This window comes from Kribbella steppae, assembly GCF_004342025.1.
In the GTDB taxonomy this organism is placed as follows: Bacteria; Actinomycetota; Actinomycetes; order Propionibacteriales; family Kribbellaceae; genus Kribbella; species Kribbella steppae.
The window spans coordinates 311,411-332,020 of the sequence record NZ_SLWN01000004.1 but is presented as its reverse complement, the minus strand read 5'-3'; the positions used below and the strand labels follow the sequence as shown (position 1 = coordinate 332,020).

General features: G+C 66.9%; 17 protein-coding genes. 7 read left to right on the top strand and 10 right to left on the bottom strand.

What is annotated here, in order from left to right; translation table 11 throughout:
• Window positions 1–32 precede the first annotated feature (32 nt).
• The 3 genes from EV652_RS13590 (at window position 33) to EV652_RS13580 (ending at window position 2,448) form a co-directional block, all read left to right on the top strand.
• On the top strand, window positions 33–797 hold the full coding sequence (locus EV652_RS13590; RefSeq protein WP_132209452.1) for a YebC/PmpR family DNA-binding transcriptional regulator: 765 nt from the start codon (window positions 33–35) through the stop codon (window positions 795–797).
• Between the two features lie 194 nt (window positions 798–991).
• Window positions 992–1,708 carry an alpha/beta fold hydrolase gene (locus tag EV652_RS13585; RefSeq protein WP_132209451.1) on the top strand — a complete coding sequence of 239 codons (717 nt, stop codon included), beginning with the start codon at window positions 992–994 and terminating at the stop codon, window positions 1,706–1,708.
• Window positions 1,709–1,773: 65 nt separating this feature from the next.
• The gene (locus tag EV652_RS13580; protein ID WP_132209450.1) at window positions 1,774–2,448 is read left to right on the top strand and encodes a YrhK family protein; all 675 of its coding nucleotides are present in this window, start codon (window positions 1,774–1,776) and stop codon (window positions 2,446–2,448) included.
• Between the two features lie 28 nt (window positions 2,449–2,476).
• On the opposite strand, the gene EV652_RS13575 is transcribed toward EV652_RS13580, so the two are convergent.
• The 10 genes from EV652_RS13575 to EV652_RS13530 form a co-directional block, all read right to left on the bottom strand.
• A complete protein-coding gene (locus tag EV652_RS13575; protein WP_132209449.1) occupies window positions 2,477–3,436 on the bottom strand; it encodes a PrsW family glutamic-type intramembrane protease in 960 nt (319 codons plus the stop codon).
• Between the two features lie 90 nt (window positions 3,437–3,526).
• Window positions 3,527–4,474, bottom strand: coding sequence for a GDSL-type esterase/lipase family protein (locus EV652_RS13570; RefSeq protein ID WP_132209448.1), 948 nt, complete (start codon window positions 4,472–4,474; stop codon window positions 3,527–3,529).
• Complete coding sequence (locus EV652_RS13565) at window positions 4,471–7,173, bottom strand: exo-rhamnogalacturonan lyase family protein (protein WP_199238167.1); 2,703 nt, start codon at window positions 7,171–7,173, stop codon at window positions 4,471–4,473. The genes EV652_RS13570 and EV652_RS13565 overlap by 4 nt, the downstream gene beginning before the upstream one ends.
• Window positions 7,146–9,728 (bottom strand): exo-rhamnogalacturonan lyase family protein, encoded by a 2,583-nt coding sequence (locus tag EV652_RS13560; RefSeq protein ID WP_132209447.1) that lies wholly within the window; start codon window positions 9,726–9,728, stop codon window positions 7,146–7,148. The genes EV652_RS13565 and EV652_RS13560 overlap by 28 nt, the downstream gene beginning before the upstream one ends.
• Window positions 9,725–10,624, bottom strand: a complete 900-nt coding sequence (locus tag EV652_RS13555; protein WP_242001739.1) for a carbohydrate ABC transporter permease — start codon at window positions 10,622–10,624, stop codon at window positions 9,725–9,727. The genes EV652_RS13560 and EV652_RS13555 overlap by 4 nt, the downstream gene beginning before the upstream one ends.
• Before the next feature lie 8 nt (window positions 10,625–10,632).
• Window positions 10,633–11,628 carry an ABC transporter permease gene (locus tag EV652_RS13550; RefSeq protein ID WP_132209446.1) on the bottom strand — a complete coding sequence of 332 codons (996 nt, stop codon included), beginning with the start codon at window positions 11,626–11,628 and terminating at the stop codon, window positions 10,633–10,635.
• Between the two features lie 103 nt (window positions 11,629–11,731).
• A complete protein-coding gene (locus tag EV652_RS13545; RefSeq protein ID WP_132209445.1) occupies window positions 11,732–13,279 on the bottom strand; it encodes an extracellular solute-binding protein in 1,548 nt (515 codons plus the stop codon).
• Entirely contained in the window at window positions 13,276–13,905 is a 630-nt protein-coding gene (locus EV652_RS13540; protein ID WP_132209444.1) for a YesL family protein, read from the bottom strand. Before EV652_RS13540 ends, EV652_RS13545 begins: the two co-directional genes overlap by 4 nt.
• A 201-nt stretch (window positions 13,906–14,106) precedes the next feature.
• Window positions 14,107–14,778, bottom strand: a complete 672-nt coding sequence (locus EV652_RS13535; RefSeq protein WP_132209443.1) for a DUF1961 family protein — start codon at window positions 14,776–14,778, stop codon at window positions 14,107–14,109.
• Entirely contained in the window at window positions 14,759–15,772 is a 1,014-nt protein-coding gene (locus tag EV652_RS13530; protein ID WP_132209442.1) for a LacI family DNA-binding transcriptional regulator, read from the bottom strand. Before EV652_RS13530 ends, EV652_RS13535 begins: the two co-directional genes overlap by 20 nt.
• Before the next feature lie 1,035 nt (window positions 15,773–16,807).
• Here EV652_RS13530 and EV652_RS13525 point away from each other — a divergent pair.
• The 4 genes from EV652_RS13525 to EV652_RS44595 all read left to right on the top strand — a co-directional run bounded on the left by EV652_RS13525 (window position 16,808) and on the right by EV652_RS44595 (window position 20,584).
• Window positions 16,808–18,655: a DUF222 domain-containing protein gene (locus EV652_RS13525; protein WP_132209441.1), complete on the top strand. Its 1,848-nt coding sequence runs from the start codon at window positions 16,808–16,810 to the stop codon at window positions 18,653–18,655.
• A 767-nt stretch (window positions 18,656–19,422) separates the two neighbouring features.
• The gene (locus EV652_RS13520; RefSeq protein WP_132209440.1) at window positions 19,423–19,884 is read left to right on the top strand and encodes a hotdog fold domain-containing protein; all 462 of its coding nucleotides are present in this window, start codon (window positions 19,423–19,425) and stop codon (window positions 19,882–19,884) included.
• A 359-nt stretch (window positions 19,885–20,243) separates the two neighbouring features.
• Complete coding sequence (locus EV652_RS44600) at window positions 20,244–20,423, top strand: hypothetical protein (protein ID WP_199238166.1); 180 nt, start codon at window positions 20,244–20,246, stop codon at window positions 20,421–20,423.
• Window positions 20,420–20,584 carry a hypothetical protein gene (locus EV652_RS44595; protein WP_199238165.1) on the top strand — a complete coding sequence of 55 codons (165 nt, stop codon included), beginning with the start codon at window positions 20,420–20,422 and terminating at the stop codon, window positions 20,582–20,584. Before EV652_RS44600 ends, EV652_RS44595 begins: the two co-directional genes overlap by 4 nt.
• Window positions 20,585–20,610: the final 26 nt, after the last annotated feature.

Here is a 20,610-nt window from a genome sequence, read left to right as displayed (position 1 = left end):
ACGCTGGAAGCGGTAGAAGGGTTGGTTTCGCCATGTCAGGCCACTCCAAGTGGGCCACCACGAAGCACAAGAAGGCCGTCATCGACGCGAGGCGCGGCAAGCTCTTCGCGAAGCTGATCAAGAACATCGAGGTGGCCGCCCGGATGGGCGGTGGCGACCCTGGCGGGAACCCGACCCTGTACGACGCCATCCAGAAGGCGAAGAAGTCGTCGGTCCCGAACGACAACATCGACCGCGCGGTCAAGCGTGGCTCCGGCGCCGAAGCCGGTGGCGCCGAGTACCAGACGATCATGTACGAGGGCTACGGCCCGAACGGTGTCGCGATGCTGGTCGAGTGCCTGACCGACAACCGCAACCGGGCGGCAGCCGACGTGCGGACGGCGATGACCCGTAACGGCGGTTCACTGGCCGACCCGAACTCGGTCGCCTACATGTTCAACCGCAAGGGCGTCATCGTGCTGGTCAAGGAGCAGGACGGGAAGTCGCTGTCCGAGGACGACGTGATGGAGGCCGTGCTCGAGGCCGGTGCCGACGAGGTGAACGATCTCGGTGAGTCCTGGGAGGTCATCACCGAGGCCACCGACGTGGTCGTGGCCCGGACCGCACTGCAGGACGCCGGGATCGACTACGAGTCGGCCGAGGTGCAGTTCGTCCCGTCGATGACGGTCGAGCTGGACGCGGACGGCGCCAGCAAGATCTTCCGGCTGATCGACGCACTCGAGGACAGCGACGACGTCCAGAACGTCTACGCCAACTTCGACGTGAGCGACGAGATCATGGAAGCCGCCAACGCCTGAGTCACCCCCGGCTGATCCAGCTGGATCAGCCGCGCGGTGCCTGCGTCGAGCCACGCGATGTCCTGGCCGGACTCCCCGAGGCCGAGGCACAGGATGCGAGCGTCCGGTCTTCGATAAAGCGTGTCAAATTATTGACGGGCGTCGGAGCTAGTGGCACGATTCGTGGCATCTCGGGCCCCGCGAAGGAGTGCGCCATGGCTGGAACGTTTGTCCTCATCACCGGTGCCTGGCATGGCGGGTGGGCCTGGCGGCCCGTCGCCGAGCAGCTCCGAGCCGCGGGTCATCGGGTACTGACTCCGACCCTGCCCGGACTGCGGGACGGTGCGGACCCCACGCCGTACACGCTGACCGATGTCGTCGACTCGGTCGTCGATCTCGTCGAGGGCGAGGATCTGCGGGACGTCACGCTGGTCGGGCACAGCTGGGGTGGTTACGTGATCACCGGCGCGGCGCCGCGGCTCGCGGCGCGGTTGCGCAAGCTGGTGTTCTGGAGCGCGTTCGTGCCGGCCGAGGGCAGGAGCCTGTACGACGAGGTGCCGCCGAACTACCAGGCGTTGTTCGACGGGCAAGCGCAGGCGTCGGGGAACAACTCGGTCGCGATGCCCTTCGAGGTGTGGCAGGCCGCGTTCATGCCGGACGCGTCGGAGGACGTGCAGCGGATGGCGCACGGCCTGCTCGTGCCGCAGCCGATGCAGTACTTCACCGAGACCGTCGTACCGCTGGATCGCGAGACCCTCGGCGTACCGGTTGCCTTCCTGCTGGGTGAGGACGATGTCGCGCTGCCGCCCGGCGAGTTCGGCTGGGGCCGTTTCGCCGACCGGCTCGGAGTAGCTCCCGTGCCGGTACCGGGCAGCCACGAGGCGTGCTTCACCCGCCCGGCCGAACTGGCCGAAGCCCTCCTCAAGGCCTGAGTTCATCCACACCGGGGGAAGAGCGCGGCCGGGGACTGCCATTACGGTCGGCGCGTGGGGGTGGTGTGCACGTGATAGGTCACGCGCTGGTTTCCGTCCCGAGGCCGGCCACCCGGATCGGTTGGGACCGCTCGATCGCCGTGGGGTTCGCGGTCGGGTCGGCCTGCTTCTTCATCGGGCCGTTCCCCGGGTTCGTCCAGCTGGTGGGTGCCGCGGCCGACGGCATGGTCTTCTTCGTCGGCTCCGTCTTCTTCACCCTCGCCGCCGCCATGGAACTGCGGGAGGGAACCGTCCGGCGCGGGCATCGCTGGGGTCGTGACCCGTCCTGGTGGAGTGCAGCGATTCAGTTCGCCGGCACTCTGCTGTTCAACCTCAGTACGTTCTCCGCCCTGCAGGAAAGCCTGTCGACGCAGCAGGAGAACCGGCTGATCTGGACGCCCGATGTGTTCGGCTCAGCATGCTTTCTCGTGTCCGGCGCGCTGGCCTACCGAGTCACGGCCGGACCGGGCCTCCGCCCGGGGCGGATGGACCGGGCGTGGACGACCTCCGCCGTGAATCTGCTCGGATGCGTGCTGTTCGGGATCTCGGCCGTCGCCTCATTCGTCGTCCCATCCACCGGTACGATACTCGACCTGGCCGCCGCGAACTGGTGCACTGCGCTCGGCGCCCTGTGCTTCTTCATCGGTGCTGTCCTGAGCCTGTTCCCTTCGCCTGACGCCCACCCGGCCGTGGCGAGCTAGGTGCAGTTCCCTGGCATCGCGGCAGCGCTCATGGTTGGCGAGGCGGCGCGTTGACCGGTGGGGATGCCGCGGGTGCGCTGGTGGCGGCATGTCTGCCGTGGCGCCAGCTGTGGACGACCCAGAGGATACCGACGAGGGCGATGACGACGAGGGCGCCGTCGTACATCCCCTGGAAGGTCCACTGCTCTCGTTGGGTCGGGACACCCTCCCAGTAGGTGCCGTCCGGCCAGTCGGCGATCCATCCGTTGCCGGTGATTCCCTGGGTGACCCAGATGCCCCAGCCGTACGACGCGTCCCACGCTCCGTGGAGTGCCGAGACCCCCAAGAACGTCCAAATCACCCGCGGAGTGACGCGGAACCCGCCCCTGGCCGGCGCGGCAGCTGCGAACAGCGCACCACCGAGCAGCGCGGTCCAGGTCAGGTGGCCGAAGGGGGCGAGCATGGCTCGCGACACCTCGGTTTGCAGAATGCTCATCTCGGGGTGGTCATTGGTGTGCTGGACATACGCCCAGAACGCGTATCCCGTGCTCTCGAAGGCGGCGAAGCCGGCGCCGACCGTGGCCCCCAGGACCATTCCTCCGTGCACCGTACGCTCGGCGACCCGCCAAGCGACCGCCACGAGCACCGCACCCTTCGAGACTTCTTCGATCAGGCCGACGCCGAAGAACCCGAGCGCATTCCCGACCGGCCCGGCCCCGGTCGGCAGCAGGTAGATCTCCGTCACCGCGGACACGACGACCCCGATCGTCCCGGCCGCGAGGAAACCTTTGAGGACCACGTTGCTGGTCAGGCGGCAGTCGTCCAGACGAGCCAGCGCGAAGGTCACGACCGTGACCGGCACCAGAAAGCTCCCGATCAGGAACAGGGTCGGAATCAGGATCAGGTCGTCGGTGATCGCCGTCACTCCGGCCGCCAGCAGCCAGACCAGCACGCCGGTCAGCAGCACCGCGACCCACGCGCGCTTCCCAGCGCCAACAGGGAACCTCATTGATTGATTGGCCACGATCAGACCCTGACAGGCAAAAAGCTACGTAGCCTCCTCCCGAGAGGGTGATTCGCCCGCCCCGGCGGCTGCGTACTACGCCGTAGACCTCCAGTAACGGTTGGTGACCAGGCCAAGCCCGCGCAGGTCGGTTGCGACCAAGTCGGAGAAGACTGTGGCGCCGTACTCCGAGGTGTCGGTGTCGTCGCGCTTCTCCCGGGTCAGGTAGAGGGCCTCGGCCTCTTCCGGGCCGAGGCCTTCGACGACGGCCTGTGTGCGTGCGGTGAGGTCGATCAGCTGCGTGCACTCGGACGCGGCGACCGCGCGCATCTCGGCCGGTAGATCGACGCCGAGGCCGTTGACGATCAGTCCGGTCGAGTTGAGCTTGGTCCCGGTGAACCAGCGGCGGACGATCGGCGTGACCAGCACCGGCGTCGCCCCGGTGGTGCGGATACCGGAGACGATCTCGATGAGGTTGGCCCGGAACTGCTCAGCCGTCGTCTGCTTGTCGTTGTGGCCGAACTGCACCAGTACGACGTCACCCGGCCGCAACTGTGGTCGCATCGCACCCCACAGCTCCGGCTTCTCCAGGAACGACCCCGAGCTCTCACCCGAGCCCGAGTGGTTCACCACGGACAACCCTTGCCGGAAGTGCCGGGGGAGTCGTTGCCCCCAGCCGGTGTACGGCGCGGTCTCCTGATCGGTGACCGTGGAGTCCCCGGCCAGGAAGAGCCGTTGAGTACGACGCGACGCCGGTGTCACCGTGATCCGTTCAGCTCCGGTAGCGGTGAGCTGGAGGCCGGGCGTACCCGGACCACCGAACCCGTTCTGCTGACCTTCTGGATCACGGACGTTGACGGTGAAGCGCAGGACATGATCAGAGCTGTTCGACACCATCAGCCGCCGCGCTTCCGCGAGTACCTCGGCAGGTTCCTGGATATTGCCTAGGACAACCTTCACGTCGTAGTCGCCAGGTGGTACGTCGTAGGTGTAGGTGGTTGGCATGAGCAACGCGAGGCCGGCGACTCCTGCCGTCAGCATCATGGGTTCACGATCTGGTCGCCGACCAGGGCCAGGGTCTGGATGGCGGCCAGGCCGTACAACGCTGTGGTGTTGGTGGAGACCCACTTGGCGGCCTGTGTCGGGTTGAGGGTCGACTCCACGTCCTCAGCGGTCCACGGGAGGCTCGGGGCGTAGCCGTCGCCGGTGTAGAACTCCTTCCAGGCTCGGGCGGCCAGGTCGTCCCGGTCCAGGCGGACAGCGGCGTACGCGGTGAGACGGCTGTGACCCTGGCGGAGGATGAGGTTGCCGAAGTACGCACCGCACTCCTCGGTCTGCTCGGCGCGGGTGGCGTTGAAGAGGCGGCAGTACTGCAGCCACGCCGCCTCGAACGCCGGCATGTCGACCAAGTCGATGAGCTCGGCGCAGATCTCCACCTGGCCGAACATCGCACTCAGGTGCGACACACTGACCGTCTTCTCCGTGACCGGTGCGAACCGCCCGGTGTCCAGGTCGTAGAGCCCGCCGCCGGTGACGAAGCCGTTCGGCATCGCACCGATCGTCTCCATGGTTCCGAGCAGCTTGGCCTTCGCCGTCGCAGCCTTGGGACCCTGACGCTCCCACTCGGTCAGCCAGGCAGCAGCCAGACCACTCCAGTCCGTGCCGAGGCCGATGGCGAGTGCATGCGGGTCCGGCTCGTACGGCTCGGTCCTGATCTTCCGCAGCGGGTCCAGCACCAGGAACGTGCGGTCGGAGTCGACCAGCTCGGACAGCAGGTCGCCAGTACGCTCGTCAGCCGTCAGGTAGTAGTAGAAGCGCCGGTAGATCGCCGTACTGATGCGTTGCTGCTTGGCACTGTCAGCCCAGTGCTGTACGCCGTGCCGCGTACCCAGACCGGCCCACTGCCCGAGGTGGTAGACGTCGACCTCACCAGTGTGTCGCGTCATCGCCTCGGCGAACCGGAAGATGTCGGCCCGGCCGGATCGCAGGAACGCGTACCAGAGCCACAGGTCCGGCGACAGCTCCGAGTTGTCCCACGCGTACCCGCCCACGTCGTACCGCCAGACCAGTCGGTCCTCGTCGAACGTGTGCATGATGTCGCCGTAGTCCCAGAACCCGTACCAGTGCCGCGACTCGACCTGACCCCGGTAGAAGTCGAACAAGAAGTCCAGATGGTCCTCGATCGACTTCTTCGCCGGCACCGACCGGTCCACCGGCGTGACGAGGCCACCGAACACCTTCGTGGAAACCAACTGGTCCACCGGGTTGATCAGCTGCGGGGGAGTCCGCACCTGGTCAGCCATGTCACCCAGGCGATCAGCCGACGGTGTCGCCGCCAGCGCCCAGAACGTCAGCTCACTGGTCCTCGCGATTCCGTACGGCGTACCGAACGCCGGCTCGTAGTCCTCATAGGTGATGTTGAGGCCCTCTAGCTGTTCCGGGTACGTGTCCTGGCCCATGCCGTCGTGGTAGAACCGCGTATCCATCGGACCGGCCTCCGGCGACCACAGCCACACCGTGACCTCGGCCTCCTCAGTCGCAGCGCCCCGGATGTCGAGCTGGGTGGGGTGCCGCTGCCAGAAGTCCCTTAATCCAAAGGCGAAGCCACCACTGACCCCACCGACGTACCCGAGGCCGGATGCGCGTTTGCCCTGGTCGACCGGGATCCAGCCGTACCCCTTCTTGGTCCGCTTCTTCACCGTGAAGCCGTCCGCGGTCAGCTGGCTCAGCGAGTAGTCACCCCACTCGGGGATGTACCGCAGCCGGGTCGTCACCCGCTGGTCCCACGTCGACGGGTCGGGCAACTTGGTCCCAGCGACCTGTGCAGCCCGTACGACGGCACCCGGGTCACGCCGCAACCCGGTGATGCCCTTCACCGCCTCGGCAAGCATGCCGTGGCCCTCACCGACGAACCGGACGTGACGGTCGTACGCCGCATCGCGCAGCGGCACCCGGAAGCGGACACCGAGCCCTGCGATGTAGTCCTGCTGGCCATCGCGGTCGTACACGAACGTGTGCACCATCCGCACGTTCTCGGCGCCCGCAGCGAAGTACAGCCGGACCGATAACGGCAACCACGTCTTTCCCTTGCGGGACTTGTGCCGGCCCTCGATGCGCACCACAGCACGTACCGGACCGGCCTGCTCGACGGTGACCTTCTGGATGTCGCTCTCGTAGCGTTCCCGGACGCCGCCGCCTTCCTCGTCCTCGGCGATCTTGTCCTGCTTGAGATTGACCAACTGGCCCTTCCGGGCGATCACCACGTCACCACGCCAGATCTGGCTGATCAGCTCCGACCCGCTCTTCCGGATCCGCGCCTTGATCACGCCGGTGTCGACGTCGATGTAGGTCGTCTCCTGCTTGACCGTGACGGCCTGCGTCGGGGCGGCCGCCGTACCAGGGCCGAGGGTGTAGGACTCGGCCGGTGCGTCCACCGCGATGGCGTGCGCACTCCACTTGAGCGACCCGTCCGGCCAGTACGCCGTCGGCCAGCTCTGCAGCGGTACAGCGCTGCCGTCGGCAGCCTTCAGCGCAAAGGACTGGTTCGCCGGTACGGCGCCCTTCGGCCACGGCGTACCCCACGTCGTGACGGCCGCCGTGGTCGGCTTGCCTTCCAGCCAGGTGAGCTTCACTTCTTCTGCTTCGGCCTGCTGCGTGAAAGCCGCAGCGGCGGGGGAGTCCAGCAGGGACACCGCCGGTACGGCGGCCATACCTGCTAGGACGGTGCGTCGGGAGACCTCCATGCCGTTCCACCTCTGTCATTTCGGTGTTCAGGAATCAGGGACAGGTTCTGGATCGCTGCCAGCGCGTACTGCGATGCGCCGTTGGTGCTGACGAAAGCGGCTTCCTCGATGGGCATGAGGCCGCCGTCGATCGTGGTCGTCTTCCAGTCCGCCTCGCGCTGCAAGGCATTGCGATTGAGCTGGTCGCCGTCGTCGATGAAGAACTTGCGCCAGGCCAGTCGGGCCAGCTCCGCGTCGCCTGTGCGTGCGGCGGCGTACGCGGCGAGCCGGCTGTGAGCCTGGACGAGTGAGATGCCCTGCAGCGGCTGGCCGACCTCAGCCGCCTGCTGCTCGGGTGGCAGCAGGTACAGCCGGCAGTAGTCCAGCCACGCCTTCTCGAACCCGGGTACGTCGAGGTCCAGGTCGATGAGCTCGGAGCAGATCTCGGGTAGCCCGAAGAGTGAGGACAGGTGTGACACCGCGATGCTCCGGCGGCTGGTGTCGAAGCGCCCGGTGGACAGGTCCAGCCGCGCATTGCCGGTGAGGAAGCCATAACGCAGTGCTGCGACGTCGGTCATCGTTCCGACCAGCCGCGCACGGGCCCGCTCGTCCCCGTGCCGCTCCCACCGCGTCAGCCAGGCCGCGGCGAGTGCACCCCAGTCCACTCCCAGTTCGATCGACAGTGCATGCGGGTCGACGGAGTAGACATCAGGCCGCACCTTGCGCTGAGGATCGACGACCAGGAACGTCTCCTCGACGCTCGCCACCTCGTCCATCACATCGCCGGTCCGTTCGTCGGCGGTCAGGTAGTAGAAGAAGCGCCGGTAGATCGCGTTGGAGATGCGGACCTGCTTGCAACTGCAGCCCCAATGCTGCACGTTGTGCCGCGACCCAAGGCCCTTCCACCGGCCGAGGTGGTGTATGTCGACCTCACTGGTATGACGTGTCATCGACTCGGCGAACCGGAACACATCGGCACGCCCGGTCCGCAGGTACTGGTACCAGAGCCACAGGTCCGGAGACAGCTCCGAGTTGTCCCAGGCGTAGCCGCCGACGTCGTACCGCCAGGTGTGCCGGTCACGGTCGTAGGTGTGCATGACGTCGCCGTAGTCCCAGAACCCGTACCAACGACGCTGCTCGCGTTGGCCGACGTAGTACTGGAAGAGGAAGTTCAGCCGGGCCTCGATGTCCTGGTCGTCGGCAGTGGGCAGACTCCAGCTGCCGAACACACCCGCCTCCAGCAGACGGGCTGGAGCAACAGCAAGCAGGCCGGGGGAGTTGAGCAGGGCTGCGTGCTCTGCCAGCTCGTCCGCCGACGGTGTGCTGTCGTGGACTCTCAACGTCAGCTCATGGGTGCGGGCGATGCCGTGTGCGTTGCCGAAGCCAGGCTCGTAGTCCTCGTACGTGATCTCGAGGCCTTCGAGCTGTTCGGCATGGCTGTCCTGATCCATACCGTCGTGCCAGTAGCGCACATCCATGGCCGGTGCACTCGGCGACCACATCCACACGGTGGCGGTGGCAAAGTCCGTGGCCGCGTTGCGGATGTCCAGCCGAGTTGGGTGCAGCTTCCAGAAGTCACGCAGGCCGAAGCCGAGTCCGCCGCTGACACCACCGACGTACCCGTAGCCGGGCGACCTGGTGCCGGCTGGGATGGTCACCCAGGCGTGGCCAGGCCCGGTCCGCTTGCGCAGGGTGAAGCCATCCACACTGCTTTGGTCGAGGGTGTAGTCGTTCCACTGCGGGATCAGGCGCAGCCGGGTGGACACCTCGGGGTTGGGGATCTCCTCGACCGCATCGCCAGCCACCTGCGCTTGTCTTACATGTTCACCTGGATCGCGACGCAGACCTGTCAGACCGCGGACTGCCTCGGTGAGGAAGCCGGCCGGGCCGGCCAACCGGATGTGCCGGTTGTGTGGTTCGTCGCGCATCACCACGTCGGCGCTGAGGCCCAGGCCGGCGAGGAAGTCGCGGTCCGGATCGCCGTCCCAGATGAAGCTGTGCACGATCCGTACGTCGGTCGCACCCGCGTAGAAGTAGAGCCGGACACTGAACGGCAGCCAGTCGCCGTGCTTGCCGTCCAGCTTCACGACAGCCCGCACCGGCCCGTCCTGCTCGACGGTGATCGTCTCCACCGTCGCGGTCGTCTGCTGCCGTCCGCGGCCCAGGTCCTCATCCGGACCGTCCTGCCGCAGACTGACAAGTCGAACGTCTTGTACGACGGTCTGGTCGTAGTACTTGATAGACAAGATCAGGTGTGGTGCCTTGAGCACCCAGGTGACCTCGCCTGACGTCACCCGGACCTCGTCGTCGGTCTGCACGACCTGCACAGGCGCGGCCGGCGTCGCGGGGGAGCCGGTGACCAGCTCGTACGACGATTCCGGCTGCTCGGACGGGCCGATCGCGTGGGCGGACCACTTGATCGAACCGTCCGGCCAGGTCGCGGTCGTCCAGCTCTGCACCGGCGTACCGTCGGCCAGGGCGAACGTGGTGCCTTCGGCAACTGTTCCGCGAGGCCAGGGGACGCCCCAGGTAACGCCTTGTTTGCAAGGTGTTTCGAGCCATTGAAGCGTTGTCATTCCTTCACCGATCCGATCAGGACGCCCTTCGCGAAGTGCTTCTGCAGGAACGGGTAGAAGAACAGGATCGGCAGCGTTGCGACCACCACGACCGCGAACTTCAGCCCCTGCTCCGGGAAGCTCACCGTCTCCAGCTGCTGCAGGACGTTCGCCGAGTCAGCGTTCGCCGCGGTCAGCTGGCGGACGATCATCTGCAGCGTCCACTTCTTGCTGTCGTCGATGTAGAGCAGTGGCGACATGTAGTCGTTCCAGATCCCGACCGCGTAGAACAGCGAGAACGTCGCGATGATCGGCTTCGACAACGGCAGCACGATCCGCAGGAACACGTTCAGCTCGTTGCAGCCGTCGATCCGGGCCGCCTCCTCGAGTGCCTCCGGCAACTCCTGGAAGAAGCTCTTCACCACGATCAGGTAGAACGGGTTGATCGCCAGCGGCAGGATCAGCGCCCAGTAGCTGTCCAGCAGCCCGAGGTCGCGCACCACCAGGTAGGTCGGGATCATGCCGCCGCTGAACACCAGCGTGAACACCACCAGGTTCAGCACCAGCGCCCGGCCCGGCAGGAACCGCTTGGCCAACGGGTACGCCATCGTCAACGTGAGCAGCAACTGCACCACCGTGCCGACCGCGGTGACACAGATCGTCGTCAGCAACGCCCGGACAAACGTGTCGGTGGAGAAGATGTACCGGTACGTGTCGGTGACGAACTTCTCCGGCCACAGGAAGAACGGCCGCGAACTGATCTCCGACTCGGTCGCGAACGACCCGGCCAGCACGTACACCAGCGGCAGGACGGTGACGAGCCCCAGACCGGTCAGCAGCACGAGGTTCAGTACGTCGAACGCCCGGCTGCCGGCCGAGTCGTAGTACCGGACGGATTCTTTTCTCTTCAGCATCATCAGCCTCCTCAGAACAGGCCGCGCTGGCCGAGGCGCTTGGCCAGCCAGTTCGAGCCGAAGATCAGCAGGACACCGACCAGGCCCTTGAACAGGCCGACGGCGGTCGCGTAACTGAACGCGCCCTGCGTGATGCCGATGTAGTAGACGAACGTGTCGAACACGTCCGCGACGTCGCGGTTGAGTGAGGTGGTCATCAGCCAGATCTGCTCGAACCCTGAGTCCAACAGGTTGCCCGACGTCAGGATCGCCATCACCACGATGGTCGGCCGGATCGCCGGCAGAGTGATGTGCCAGAACTGCCGCCACCGGCCGGCGCCATCCACCCGGGACGCCTCGTAGAGCTGCGAGTCGACACCGGCCAGCGCGGCCAGGTAGATGATCGTGCCCCAGCCGGTCTGCTTCCACAGCAACTGCAGCACGATCAGCGGCCGGAACCACTCCGCCTGCGCGACGTAGTCGGTCTTCTGACCGCCCAGCAGGCCGTGGATCCAGTTCGCGATCACGCCGAAGTCGACCGAGAACAACAGGTAGGTCAGCGACGCGACGATCGTCCAGGACAGGAAGTGCGGGATGTAGATCAGCGACTGCACCGACCGCTTCAGAACGTTGATCCGCAGCTCGTTCAGCATCAGCGCGACGACGATCGGCGCCGGGAAGACGAACACGATCGTGAGCAGCGCGAGCAGCAGCGTGTTGAACATCAGGCGGCCGAAGTCCGGGCCGGTGAACAACTCCTGGAAGTGCTTGAGACCGACCCATTCACTGCCCGAGTAGCCGAGGAACGGCACGTAGTCCTTGAACGCGATGGTCAGGCCGTACATCGGCAGGTACTTGAAGACGATGAAGTACACGAGGCCGGGCAACAACAGCAGGTACAGCCAGCGGTACCGCAGCAGGTCGCGCCAGAGCGGCACCGGCCGGCCGCTGCGTCTGCGCTTCGGAGTCTGCGGTGCGGCCTCGGCGGCTGGGGGTACCACCTGGTTCGGCACCAGATCGGTGGCCACGGTGGCCTCCCTTCGGGCTAGGAGATGGGGGACAGGGGCGGTGGTACGACGTCCGTGCTGTGACCGCACGGACGTCGTACCGGCTGTGCGGTACCTGGAGGGGTCAGCCGCCGACCTTGGCGGCCAGGTCGTTGACCTCCTGGGCGATCTGAGTGCCGCCGCTGTCGTACCAGCGCTTGATCTGCGCCTTCAGCTGGTCCTCGGTGATCGCGCCGGACAGGTACTTGATCCGGGCGTCCGGGACGATCGTGTCCAGCGTCTGGCCCTTCGAGACCGCCGTCGGGGCGATCACGCCGAGGGCCGGGTTGAACACGGCGGTCTTGAGGTCCTCGTTCATCAGGACGTCGAACTTCTCCCGCATCTGGCGGCTGGCCGCGTCGTTCGGCCGCAGGGCGTAAGCTCCCAGGCCGACGCTGGCCCGGGTACCGAGCTGGATGAAGGCCTTGTCGACGTCGTTCTGGATCGCCTTGACCTTCGGGTCGTCCTGGTTGATCGGTACGGCGTACTTCCCGTCGGCCTTGAAGTTGCGGCCCTCGATGCCGTTGGTGAGCAGGATCGAGCCTTCCTTCGACTGCAGCTTGTCCAGCGTCTGCAGCACCTGGTCGAGTTGCTCCTCGGTGCGGATGTGCTGCTTGGAGACCGCCATCACCATGTTGTAGCCAGTGAACGGGTAGGAGTGCTTCTCACCGTCCGGGCCCTTCAGGTTCCCGACCAGGGTGACCTTGTCGAAGTCCTTCGGGTTCTTCTCCTTGAACAGGTCGAGCAACTGCGTCGCCCGCACGTTCACGTCGATGATCATGCCGCCCTTGCCCTGCACGAACGGGTCGTTCCAGTTCGCGCTGTCCAAGGTGGCGAAGTCGCGGTTGACCAGGCCCTCGGTGACCCACTTGCGCAGCCAGCGGTTGGCCTCGAGGAACTCCGGGGTGTCGAAGCCCGGCACCAGCTTGCCGTCGCGCTCACCCCAGCCGTTCGGTGCGCCGAACCAGGTCTCGACGACGTCGTACGGGCTGGCGCTGGCGTAGTTGCCTGGCCACTTGGGGATGATCAGGCCGTAGGTGTCCTTCTTACCGTTGCCGTCCGGGTCCTGCTCGGTGAACGCCTTGGCGATCGCGTAGAGCTCCTCGACGGTCTGCGGTTCCTTCAGGCCGAGCTTGGCCAGCCAGTCCTTGCGGATCACGATGCCGGAGCGCAGCAGCGGCCGGACCCGGTAGATGCCGTAGGTCTTGCCGTTGGTCATCGTGTTCTTGGCGGTCTGCTCGTTGGCAGGCTTCAGGTTCGGGTACTTGTCCAGCTTGCCGGTCAGGTCCCAGAACGCGCCGGCCTCGGCCGCCTTGACGAACGACGGGCCCTTCTCGTTCACCACCATCACGTCGGGGATGTTGTCGGAGGCAAGCGTCACGTTGGACTTGTCGCCGTACTCGGCGTTCGGCACCCAGGTGACCTTGAGCTTCTTGCCGATGTGCTTCTCGACCGCCTGCTGCAGTTCGCCGTTCGGATCCGGAGCGGTGCCGAACAGCGGTGCCATCACGGTCAGTTCGTTACTGGCCGCCTGGTCCCCGTTGTCGTCGCCGCCGCCGGAACAGGCGGAGGCGAGCAGTGCCGTCGAGGCGGCGACGGCGACGGCGATCCGCCGTCGGGAGAAGATGGTCATGAGTTCCCTTTCAGGTGCAGGCGCGCCTCGTTCTCGGCGAAGAAGCGCAGGCAGAGCCAGGTGTCGATCTGAATCCAGCCGCCGCCGGCCAGCACGATCCCCAGGACGGGGAACTTGCCGGACACGTAGGCGATGGACACCGCGACGAAGAGCAGGACAAGGGACGACGCCGGCCGCGCGAGCGCGACCAACGATGCCTTGGGCAACAACTCGCGGACCCGGAGGTCGTAGTGCACGGCCATCGGGAGCAGGTAGGCGGCGATCACCCCGAGGACGACCAGCGCGACAAGGCTGGCCAGCCGGGGGACCGACGCACTCGCGCCGAGCGACGCGAAGTACAGATAGTTGCCGATCAGCACTACCGCGGCCCCCACCAGGGGCAGGACGACGATCGAGCCGCGGCGGAACTCGCGCCGGAACGCGACGCGGAAGGCAGGCAGAGCATGAAACGATTCACCGGATGACCTGCGTCTGGCCAGTGAATAGGCTGCGAGCGTGGCCGGGCCGACACCCAGCGCGACACCGCCGAGGAGCGTGAAGACGATCCACAGGGCGTTCAACTTCATCACCCAGACGACTTCGTCCGCGGCGTCGTAAAGCTTGATGGACCAACCGGGCGAGCTCATCAGGAGCCTTCGGCCGGCGGGCGGACTGCGGTGGAGCGGCAGTATTTCACGGGAGTCCCTGCCTTGTGACAGATGCGTTTCGGGCGAAAAGTGTTGTGACCATATGGTTGAATCGTCTCAATGTCAACGCCTTGGAAAGCGTTTGTCAGAGACTGGTCACGAAGTCGCGTCCGTCGGTCCGCGGACTGCCCGAAGTAGCGTCTACGGCTGCGAAATTCGCAAGTCCGCGTACTCGCCGATCAGGGGCGCCATCTGGCGGAAGCCGATCCGGCCGCCCGTCAGCGGCTGGTCGTCGTACCACTGGAAGCTGGTCACGTCGTTGATGGCGAAGGTGATGTGCCCCTGGTCGACGGTAAGCCTTAGTTTGTAAGGACCTTGGGCGTCCAGGACCGAGGGGAGTGGGTCCGGTCCCTGCGCGACGAGGTGGAAGCCGTAGCTCTTGCGCAGGTTGCAGGTGTGGAAGGCGCGCTCGGCCGGCCAGCGGCGGCGGAAGTACGAGACGTGATAGGTGTCCAGGTCGCCGTGGTGATACTGCTCGTACGGCCCGGTCCGCGGCGCCAGGTCGAAGAGATCCTCGCCGGCACGTCCCTTGGCGTGGAAGAACAGGATGCACAGCCCGGGCTCGCGGATCGGCCAGAAGTCCCACTCGACGGTGATGTTCGGCGGGAAGTCCTCGGGGCACCACAGCACCACGTTCGCGTCCTGACCGTCCTCCGGCGGGCGCACGCTCTCGAGCCTGAGCCGGCCGAGCGGGAACGAGACGGCGCCGTCACCCTCGAGGCGGAAGCCCTCGATGTCGTCGGGCGAGGCCAACGGGTTCTCGTACAGCGGCTCAGCGGCGGATGCTGCGTCTTCAGGAGCGTTTGTAGGCACTCGACTCCCTGACGATCAGGTCCGGCTGGAAGATCACCTGCCGATGGCGATGCCGGTCGGCCGACTCGACCTCCTCCTGCAGCAACTCCATCGCCGACCGCCCGAGCAGTTCGGCCGGCTGGCGAACCGATGACAGCGGTACGGCGGCCGCGCGGGCGAAGTCGATGTCGTCGTACCCGACGATCGCCATGTCCCGGGGGACGTGCAGCCCGGCGACGGACATCGCCTGCAGGAAACCCAATGCCAGCAGGTCATTCGCGATGAACGCCGCGGTCGGCCGGGTCTGCGGCGGCATGGCGGCGATCCTCTCGCCGATCGTGCGACCCTCGACCACGCCCATCACGTCCACCTCGAACAGTTGCAGGTCGACGTCGCCCGCCTGCTCGACGACCGTGGTGATGCCGGCCATCCGGTCGGACACCTGCTGCATGGTGAACGGCCCGCCGACGAAGGCGATCCGGCGATGACCGGACTCGATCAGGTGACTCCCGGCCAGTCGTCCGCCGAGCTGATCGTCGACCGACACCGAGCACAGTCCGCGGTCCGCGGCGCGGTCGACGAGAACGACCGGCGTACCGCGGGCAACCAACGCAGTCAGCCGTGGATCGTTGCTGTCGAACGGCGTGATCAGTATGCCGAGCACCCGTTGCTGCTCGAGCTGGTCGAGGTGATGGCCTTCGCGGACCGGGTCAGTCTTGCTGTTGCAGAGCATGACCACGGTGTCGTGCTCGTAGGCCAGCGACTCGGCGCCCTCGGCGAGGTCGGTGAAGAACGGGTTCGCGACGTCGAGCACCACCAGGCCGACGGTCCGGCTGCGGCCGGCGCGGAGATGGCGGGCGGCCTCGTTGCGGACGAAACCGAGCGCGCTGATGCTGTCCTGCACCCGCTGCCGGGTGGCCGGGGCCACGATCCATGGCCGGTTGAGCACATTGCTGACCGTGCCGACCGAGACGCCGGCGCGGTGCGCGACCTCTTTGATGCTGGGCGTTGCCATCGTCCCTCGTGAAGCGGTCGCGGGCCGTCAAGGACCCCCAGTTTATCCGCCCCAATTGAATCGTCTAAATCGGACGCTTCTGCGGGGGGTTGGGGTCCCTCCTGGTCTCGTCCGGCGGCGCTCGCGCACTGTCGAACGGTGGGAGGTGATCGGATCGGACTTCTTACAACACCCGTCGACGGAGCCGAGGCGACGATCCGGTGTCCGAGTTCCTTGCTTCAAGCATGGGTGCGTTGGAGGCTTGCGGTGCCTACGGCAATGACGACCGCGCTCCTCAGCACGGCAAGCGGCGTGCCGGTCAGCCCGATGAACTACCAGTGCTTGCAAGCCTGGTGCGACAAGAGGCCCGACCACGAGGTCATCCGATCGGCACGGCGGGTCAAGAGATCGTTCCGGAGCCACGCAGTGACCATCAGCGCTGGCATATGACGTCTGCACGCCGATAGCGAAGCCAGCCGAAGACATCCGCTGAGTGCCACGACCGTGACTCTCTGCCGTCCGCCATCGCTCCCGAGCGCCACCGCGTTCGCCCGCGCTCGCTGCCAGCAGCGTTGTCACACACCGGCGCCGTCCACCCGTCCACCCCGTCCACGCGGCCACCCACCCGTCCACCCGTTCATCCCGTCTACCCGTCTACCGGTCCACGCGTCTATCCCCGTCCACGCGTCCACCCGTCTACCGGTCCACGCGTCTATCCCCGTCCACGCGTCCACCCGTCTACCGGTCCACGCGTCTACCCCCGTCCACGCGTCCACCCGTCTACCGGTCCACGCGTCTACCCCCGTCCACGCGTCCACCCGTCTACCGGTCCACGCGTCTACCCCCGTCCACGCGTCCTCCCGTCGGCCCGTCCGCCGAGCGGGCCGTCGACTCGTCCGCCGAGCTGCCGCTGCCGTCAACCAGTGACTCAGCCTCTGTGCTGATGCATACCCGTTCCTCGTGCGGCCGGGAGTGTGACGTTTCCCCTTGTGAATAAGGACTTTGGGGTTTCTGCGGGGTTTGGATCGCCGCTCTAGATGGCGTAGAATCAAACACATGTTCGAAGGAGATCTGACCACGCTGTCGACGCCCGACCTGCTGGAGTCGGCCGCCGAACACCGCGCCGAGGCCAACCGCCTCGACACCCGACTCCTCGAACACGCCCAGACCTACGCCGACCGCCACCACCCCGACACCAGCCCCACCCGCCCCGAACACCGCCCCGGCCGCTCCACCAGCGACGGCCGCGAACGCGCCATCGTCCTGGGCGGCGACGGCTGCCCCGAGATCGCCGAGTTCGCCCCGGCCGAGTTCGGCGTCATGCTCGGCATCTCGGCCGGTGCGGCCGCGGACTTCATCGGCCAAGCACTCGCACTGCGCCACCGCCTCCCGCTCACCTGGGCCCGCGTCCAGGCCGGGCAGGCGACCCCGTGGAAGGCGCGCAAGATCGCCACCGCCTGCCTCGACCTGTCCGAAGACGCCGCCCGGTCCGTCGACCGGCGAGTCTGCCGGGTGGTCGATTCGCTCACCCCGATCCGGCTGGACAAGATCGTCGACGCCGCCAAGCACCACGCCGACCCCGACGCCGCGAGGAAGAAGGCCGCCGAGAAGGCCCGCGAACGCGGCGTCTACCTGGCCCGCTCCGACGAACACGGCACCAAACGGATCCACATCCGCACCGGCTCCGGTCACGCGATCCGGTTCAACGCCCGCATCGGCAGCATCGCCGAGGCCCTGAAGGTCCTCGGCGACACCAACCCGCTGCAGTCCCGCCGCGCCGACGCGGTCGGCATCATCGCCGACCCCCGCTACACCGAAGAACTCCTCCACCAAGCCCACCAATACCTCCGTAACAACCCACCAGAACCGCCCGCGCCCACCGACAACGGCACCCATACAGCTGGCGCGGCCACCAACGCCGCCGCGCGAGCCATCGCCGCAGCCACCGGCCCGGACGCAGCGCCAGACGCCACCGCGACCAAGGACGAGTCCGAGCGCGGTGATGTGTCGACCGCCGTCCCGGCCTCTACTCGGGACACGGCGTCAACAGCCGAGCCGGAGCGTGGTGCTGAGTGCGGTGGGCGTGCGCGAGCAGGCGAGGACTGCGGTGCCTACTCGGGGGATGAGGGGTTGCTGGAGGACTGGGCAGAACCTGGTCTGGACGACGAAGCCGACCGCGACGCGCCGCACCCCAGCCACAGCGATCTCCCCGACCCGCTCGACGCCCCGTTCAAGGACCCGGTCGAGCCGTTCGACCCCGGCCTGCGGCTCGACCACGACGACGACGGCGAGGCCCTCGACACCGCGACCGTCGACGCCGAGGCACGGCGTGCGCTGGACGCCCGGCTCGCCCAGATCAGGCGCGACGCGCACACCGACCCGCGATCGGGCCGGCCGTTGCGGCCTGGGCAGACCGAGATCTACGTGCACCTCACCGACCACACCCTGGCCACCGGCACCGGCGTCCTCCGGGTCGAAGACCTCGGCCCACTGCTCGCCGGCCAGTTGAGCGAGCTCGTCGGCCACGGGCCGTACGTGGTGAAGCCGGTCATCGACCTCAACGACGCGGTCAGCGTCGACGCCTACGAGATCCCCGACCGGATCCGCGAACGCGTCAAGCTGATCCACCCGGTCGAGCTGTTCCCGTACGGCACCCGCGAAACCCACGCCGCCATGGATCTGGACCACATCGAGCCCTACGACCCCCTCGGCCCGCCCGGCCAAACCACCCCGGCAAACCTCGCACCCCTGCGCCGTTTCCCGCACAGGGTGAAGACCCACGGTCGCTGGAAGGTGCGCCGACTCGATCCCAGGACGCTCGAGTGGCTCACGCCCAACGGGTTCGCCTTTCACGTCGACCCCACCGGCACCCACCGTGCTCCACAACCAAACCGAGACGCATGAACGGTCAAGGCCGCGGCGCAGACGGTTCGCGAAGTGGGGCACGGTGGAGTCCCGTCGTGCTCGCTTCGCTGCTCCTTCGATGTGTGTCTAGCGTCAGACATCCCGAGTCGCTCATCCCGAGTCGCTCATCCCGAGTCGCTCATCCCGAGTCGCTGCCCACTGGAGCAACCTTCACGCGCGGCCGAGTATCGATGCATCGGCCAACGGGTCACTGAGCGGCATGTGTTTCCTGTTCGGCGATCAGTGAACTGATGTGCCAACGTACGATGTGCGCTCGGTCATGTCTGCGGGGGATGGGCTGGCCTAGCCTCTCCGCGCTCCCGGCGGCCAGACGACGACATTTCGGCCGCATCGCCTTGCGAAAGGCACCGGCCTCGCTGGTTCACTCGAGTCGCCGCCGTCGCAGACCGCGACATGGGTCTAGCAGCGTTCGACGAGTCTTGCTCGTGACCAAGTAGGCCCTGGCGTGCGGCGGTGTCCGGGGACTTGCCGCGCGGGAGAGAAGGTCCTCACCTCGCGCCCGCGGCGTCCTTGCTCAGGTTGGACCGACCAAAGATGCCGACGGTCGTCGTGCCCCTGGCTCGGCCCATTCGGCGGCCGGGTCGGCGTGACTCGTCCGCGGAGGACGTTCGTTTGCCGAGTACCTCCGCCTGCACCGCCGGTGCGCGATTGCGCCGGAGGTGGCCGAAAGAACAGTCGCCGCGAAGCGGTGATGTTTGGGTGTCTGGGGCTCGACGGGTAAGTGACTGGTGAGTAACATTTGGGGTATGGCTAATCAGGTGTTGGGGACGTGGGAGAGGTTGCGGGCGGTTCCGGGTGGGGATCGGGTGTTCTCGCGGGGGTTCACCTGGAAGGCACCGTACTTTCGGTCGATTCGGCCGCGCTTCGTCCAGGTGAGTCCTAACTACGCCGCGCTGGTGCTGCCGAAGCGGCGGGCAGTGCAGAACCACATCGGGACCGTGCATGCGATTGCTGTGTGCAACGGTTTGGAGGCAGCGATGGGTGCGTTGGCTGAGGCAACCATTCCGTCCGGGAAGCGCTGGCTGCCGAAGGGGATGGAGGTTGCTTATCTGGCCAAGTCCACCACTGACCTCACCTGTTCGGCCGAGACGGACCCGCGGGCCTGGACTGCCGGCCCCGATGTCCCTGTCCGCGTGAAGGCGACTCGTGATGACGGGACCGTGGTGGTCGAGGGGACTATCCACCTCTGGGTGACCGACCGGAAATAGCACGGCCGCGTGATGAAGCAGCATCATCCCGCCGTCCGCCGTCCGCCGTCCGCCGTCCGCCGTCCGCCGTCCGCACTCGCCGTCAGTTGCCCGCACTCGCCGTCAGCAGTCCGCACTCGCCGTCAGCAGTCCGCACTCGCCGTCAGTTGTCTGCGCTCGCCGTCAGTTGTCCGCGCTCGCCGTCAGCAGTCCGCACTCGCCGTCAGTTGTCTGCGCTCGCCGTCAGTTGTCCGCGCTCGCCGTCCGCGGCGCCTGGTCCTCGCCTGTGGCGTCCACGCCTGCTCACTGCCGCCGTCGTGTTGGTTGCCGCGGGCAACACGTAGGTCCGGTAGCTGGCGGATCACGACAGCACCGAGTCGATGTGGCTCCGCTGGATCCTGGCCGGTGTCGGCATCTCGCTGATCCGGTTCCTGCCGCCACGATTGGAGGCAAAGCCGACAGTCAACTGGCCGGCCACTGTGCGGTGGGAGTCGGTTATCCCGGTCGCAGTGTGGCTGGTGCTGAGCTGCGAGGCTCCGTTGGCTCCTGAAGGGGAGTGACGCTGCCGGCGCTGGAGCTCGCGCTGGCCATGCTGGTCGGCGTCCTGGCCAGCAGCGTGTTGGAGGAGTACTTCTACTCGTCGCTGGCTGCAGACGAGGTGGCAGCAGTTGCTGGAGTCGTTACCGCCGGATGTGGTCGTTGGTCACGGTGGATGGCGTGACCGGCGTCGTACCGGTATTGGTGTCG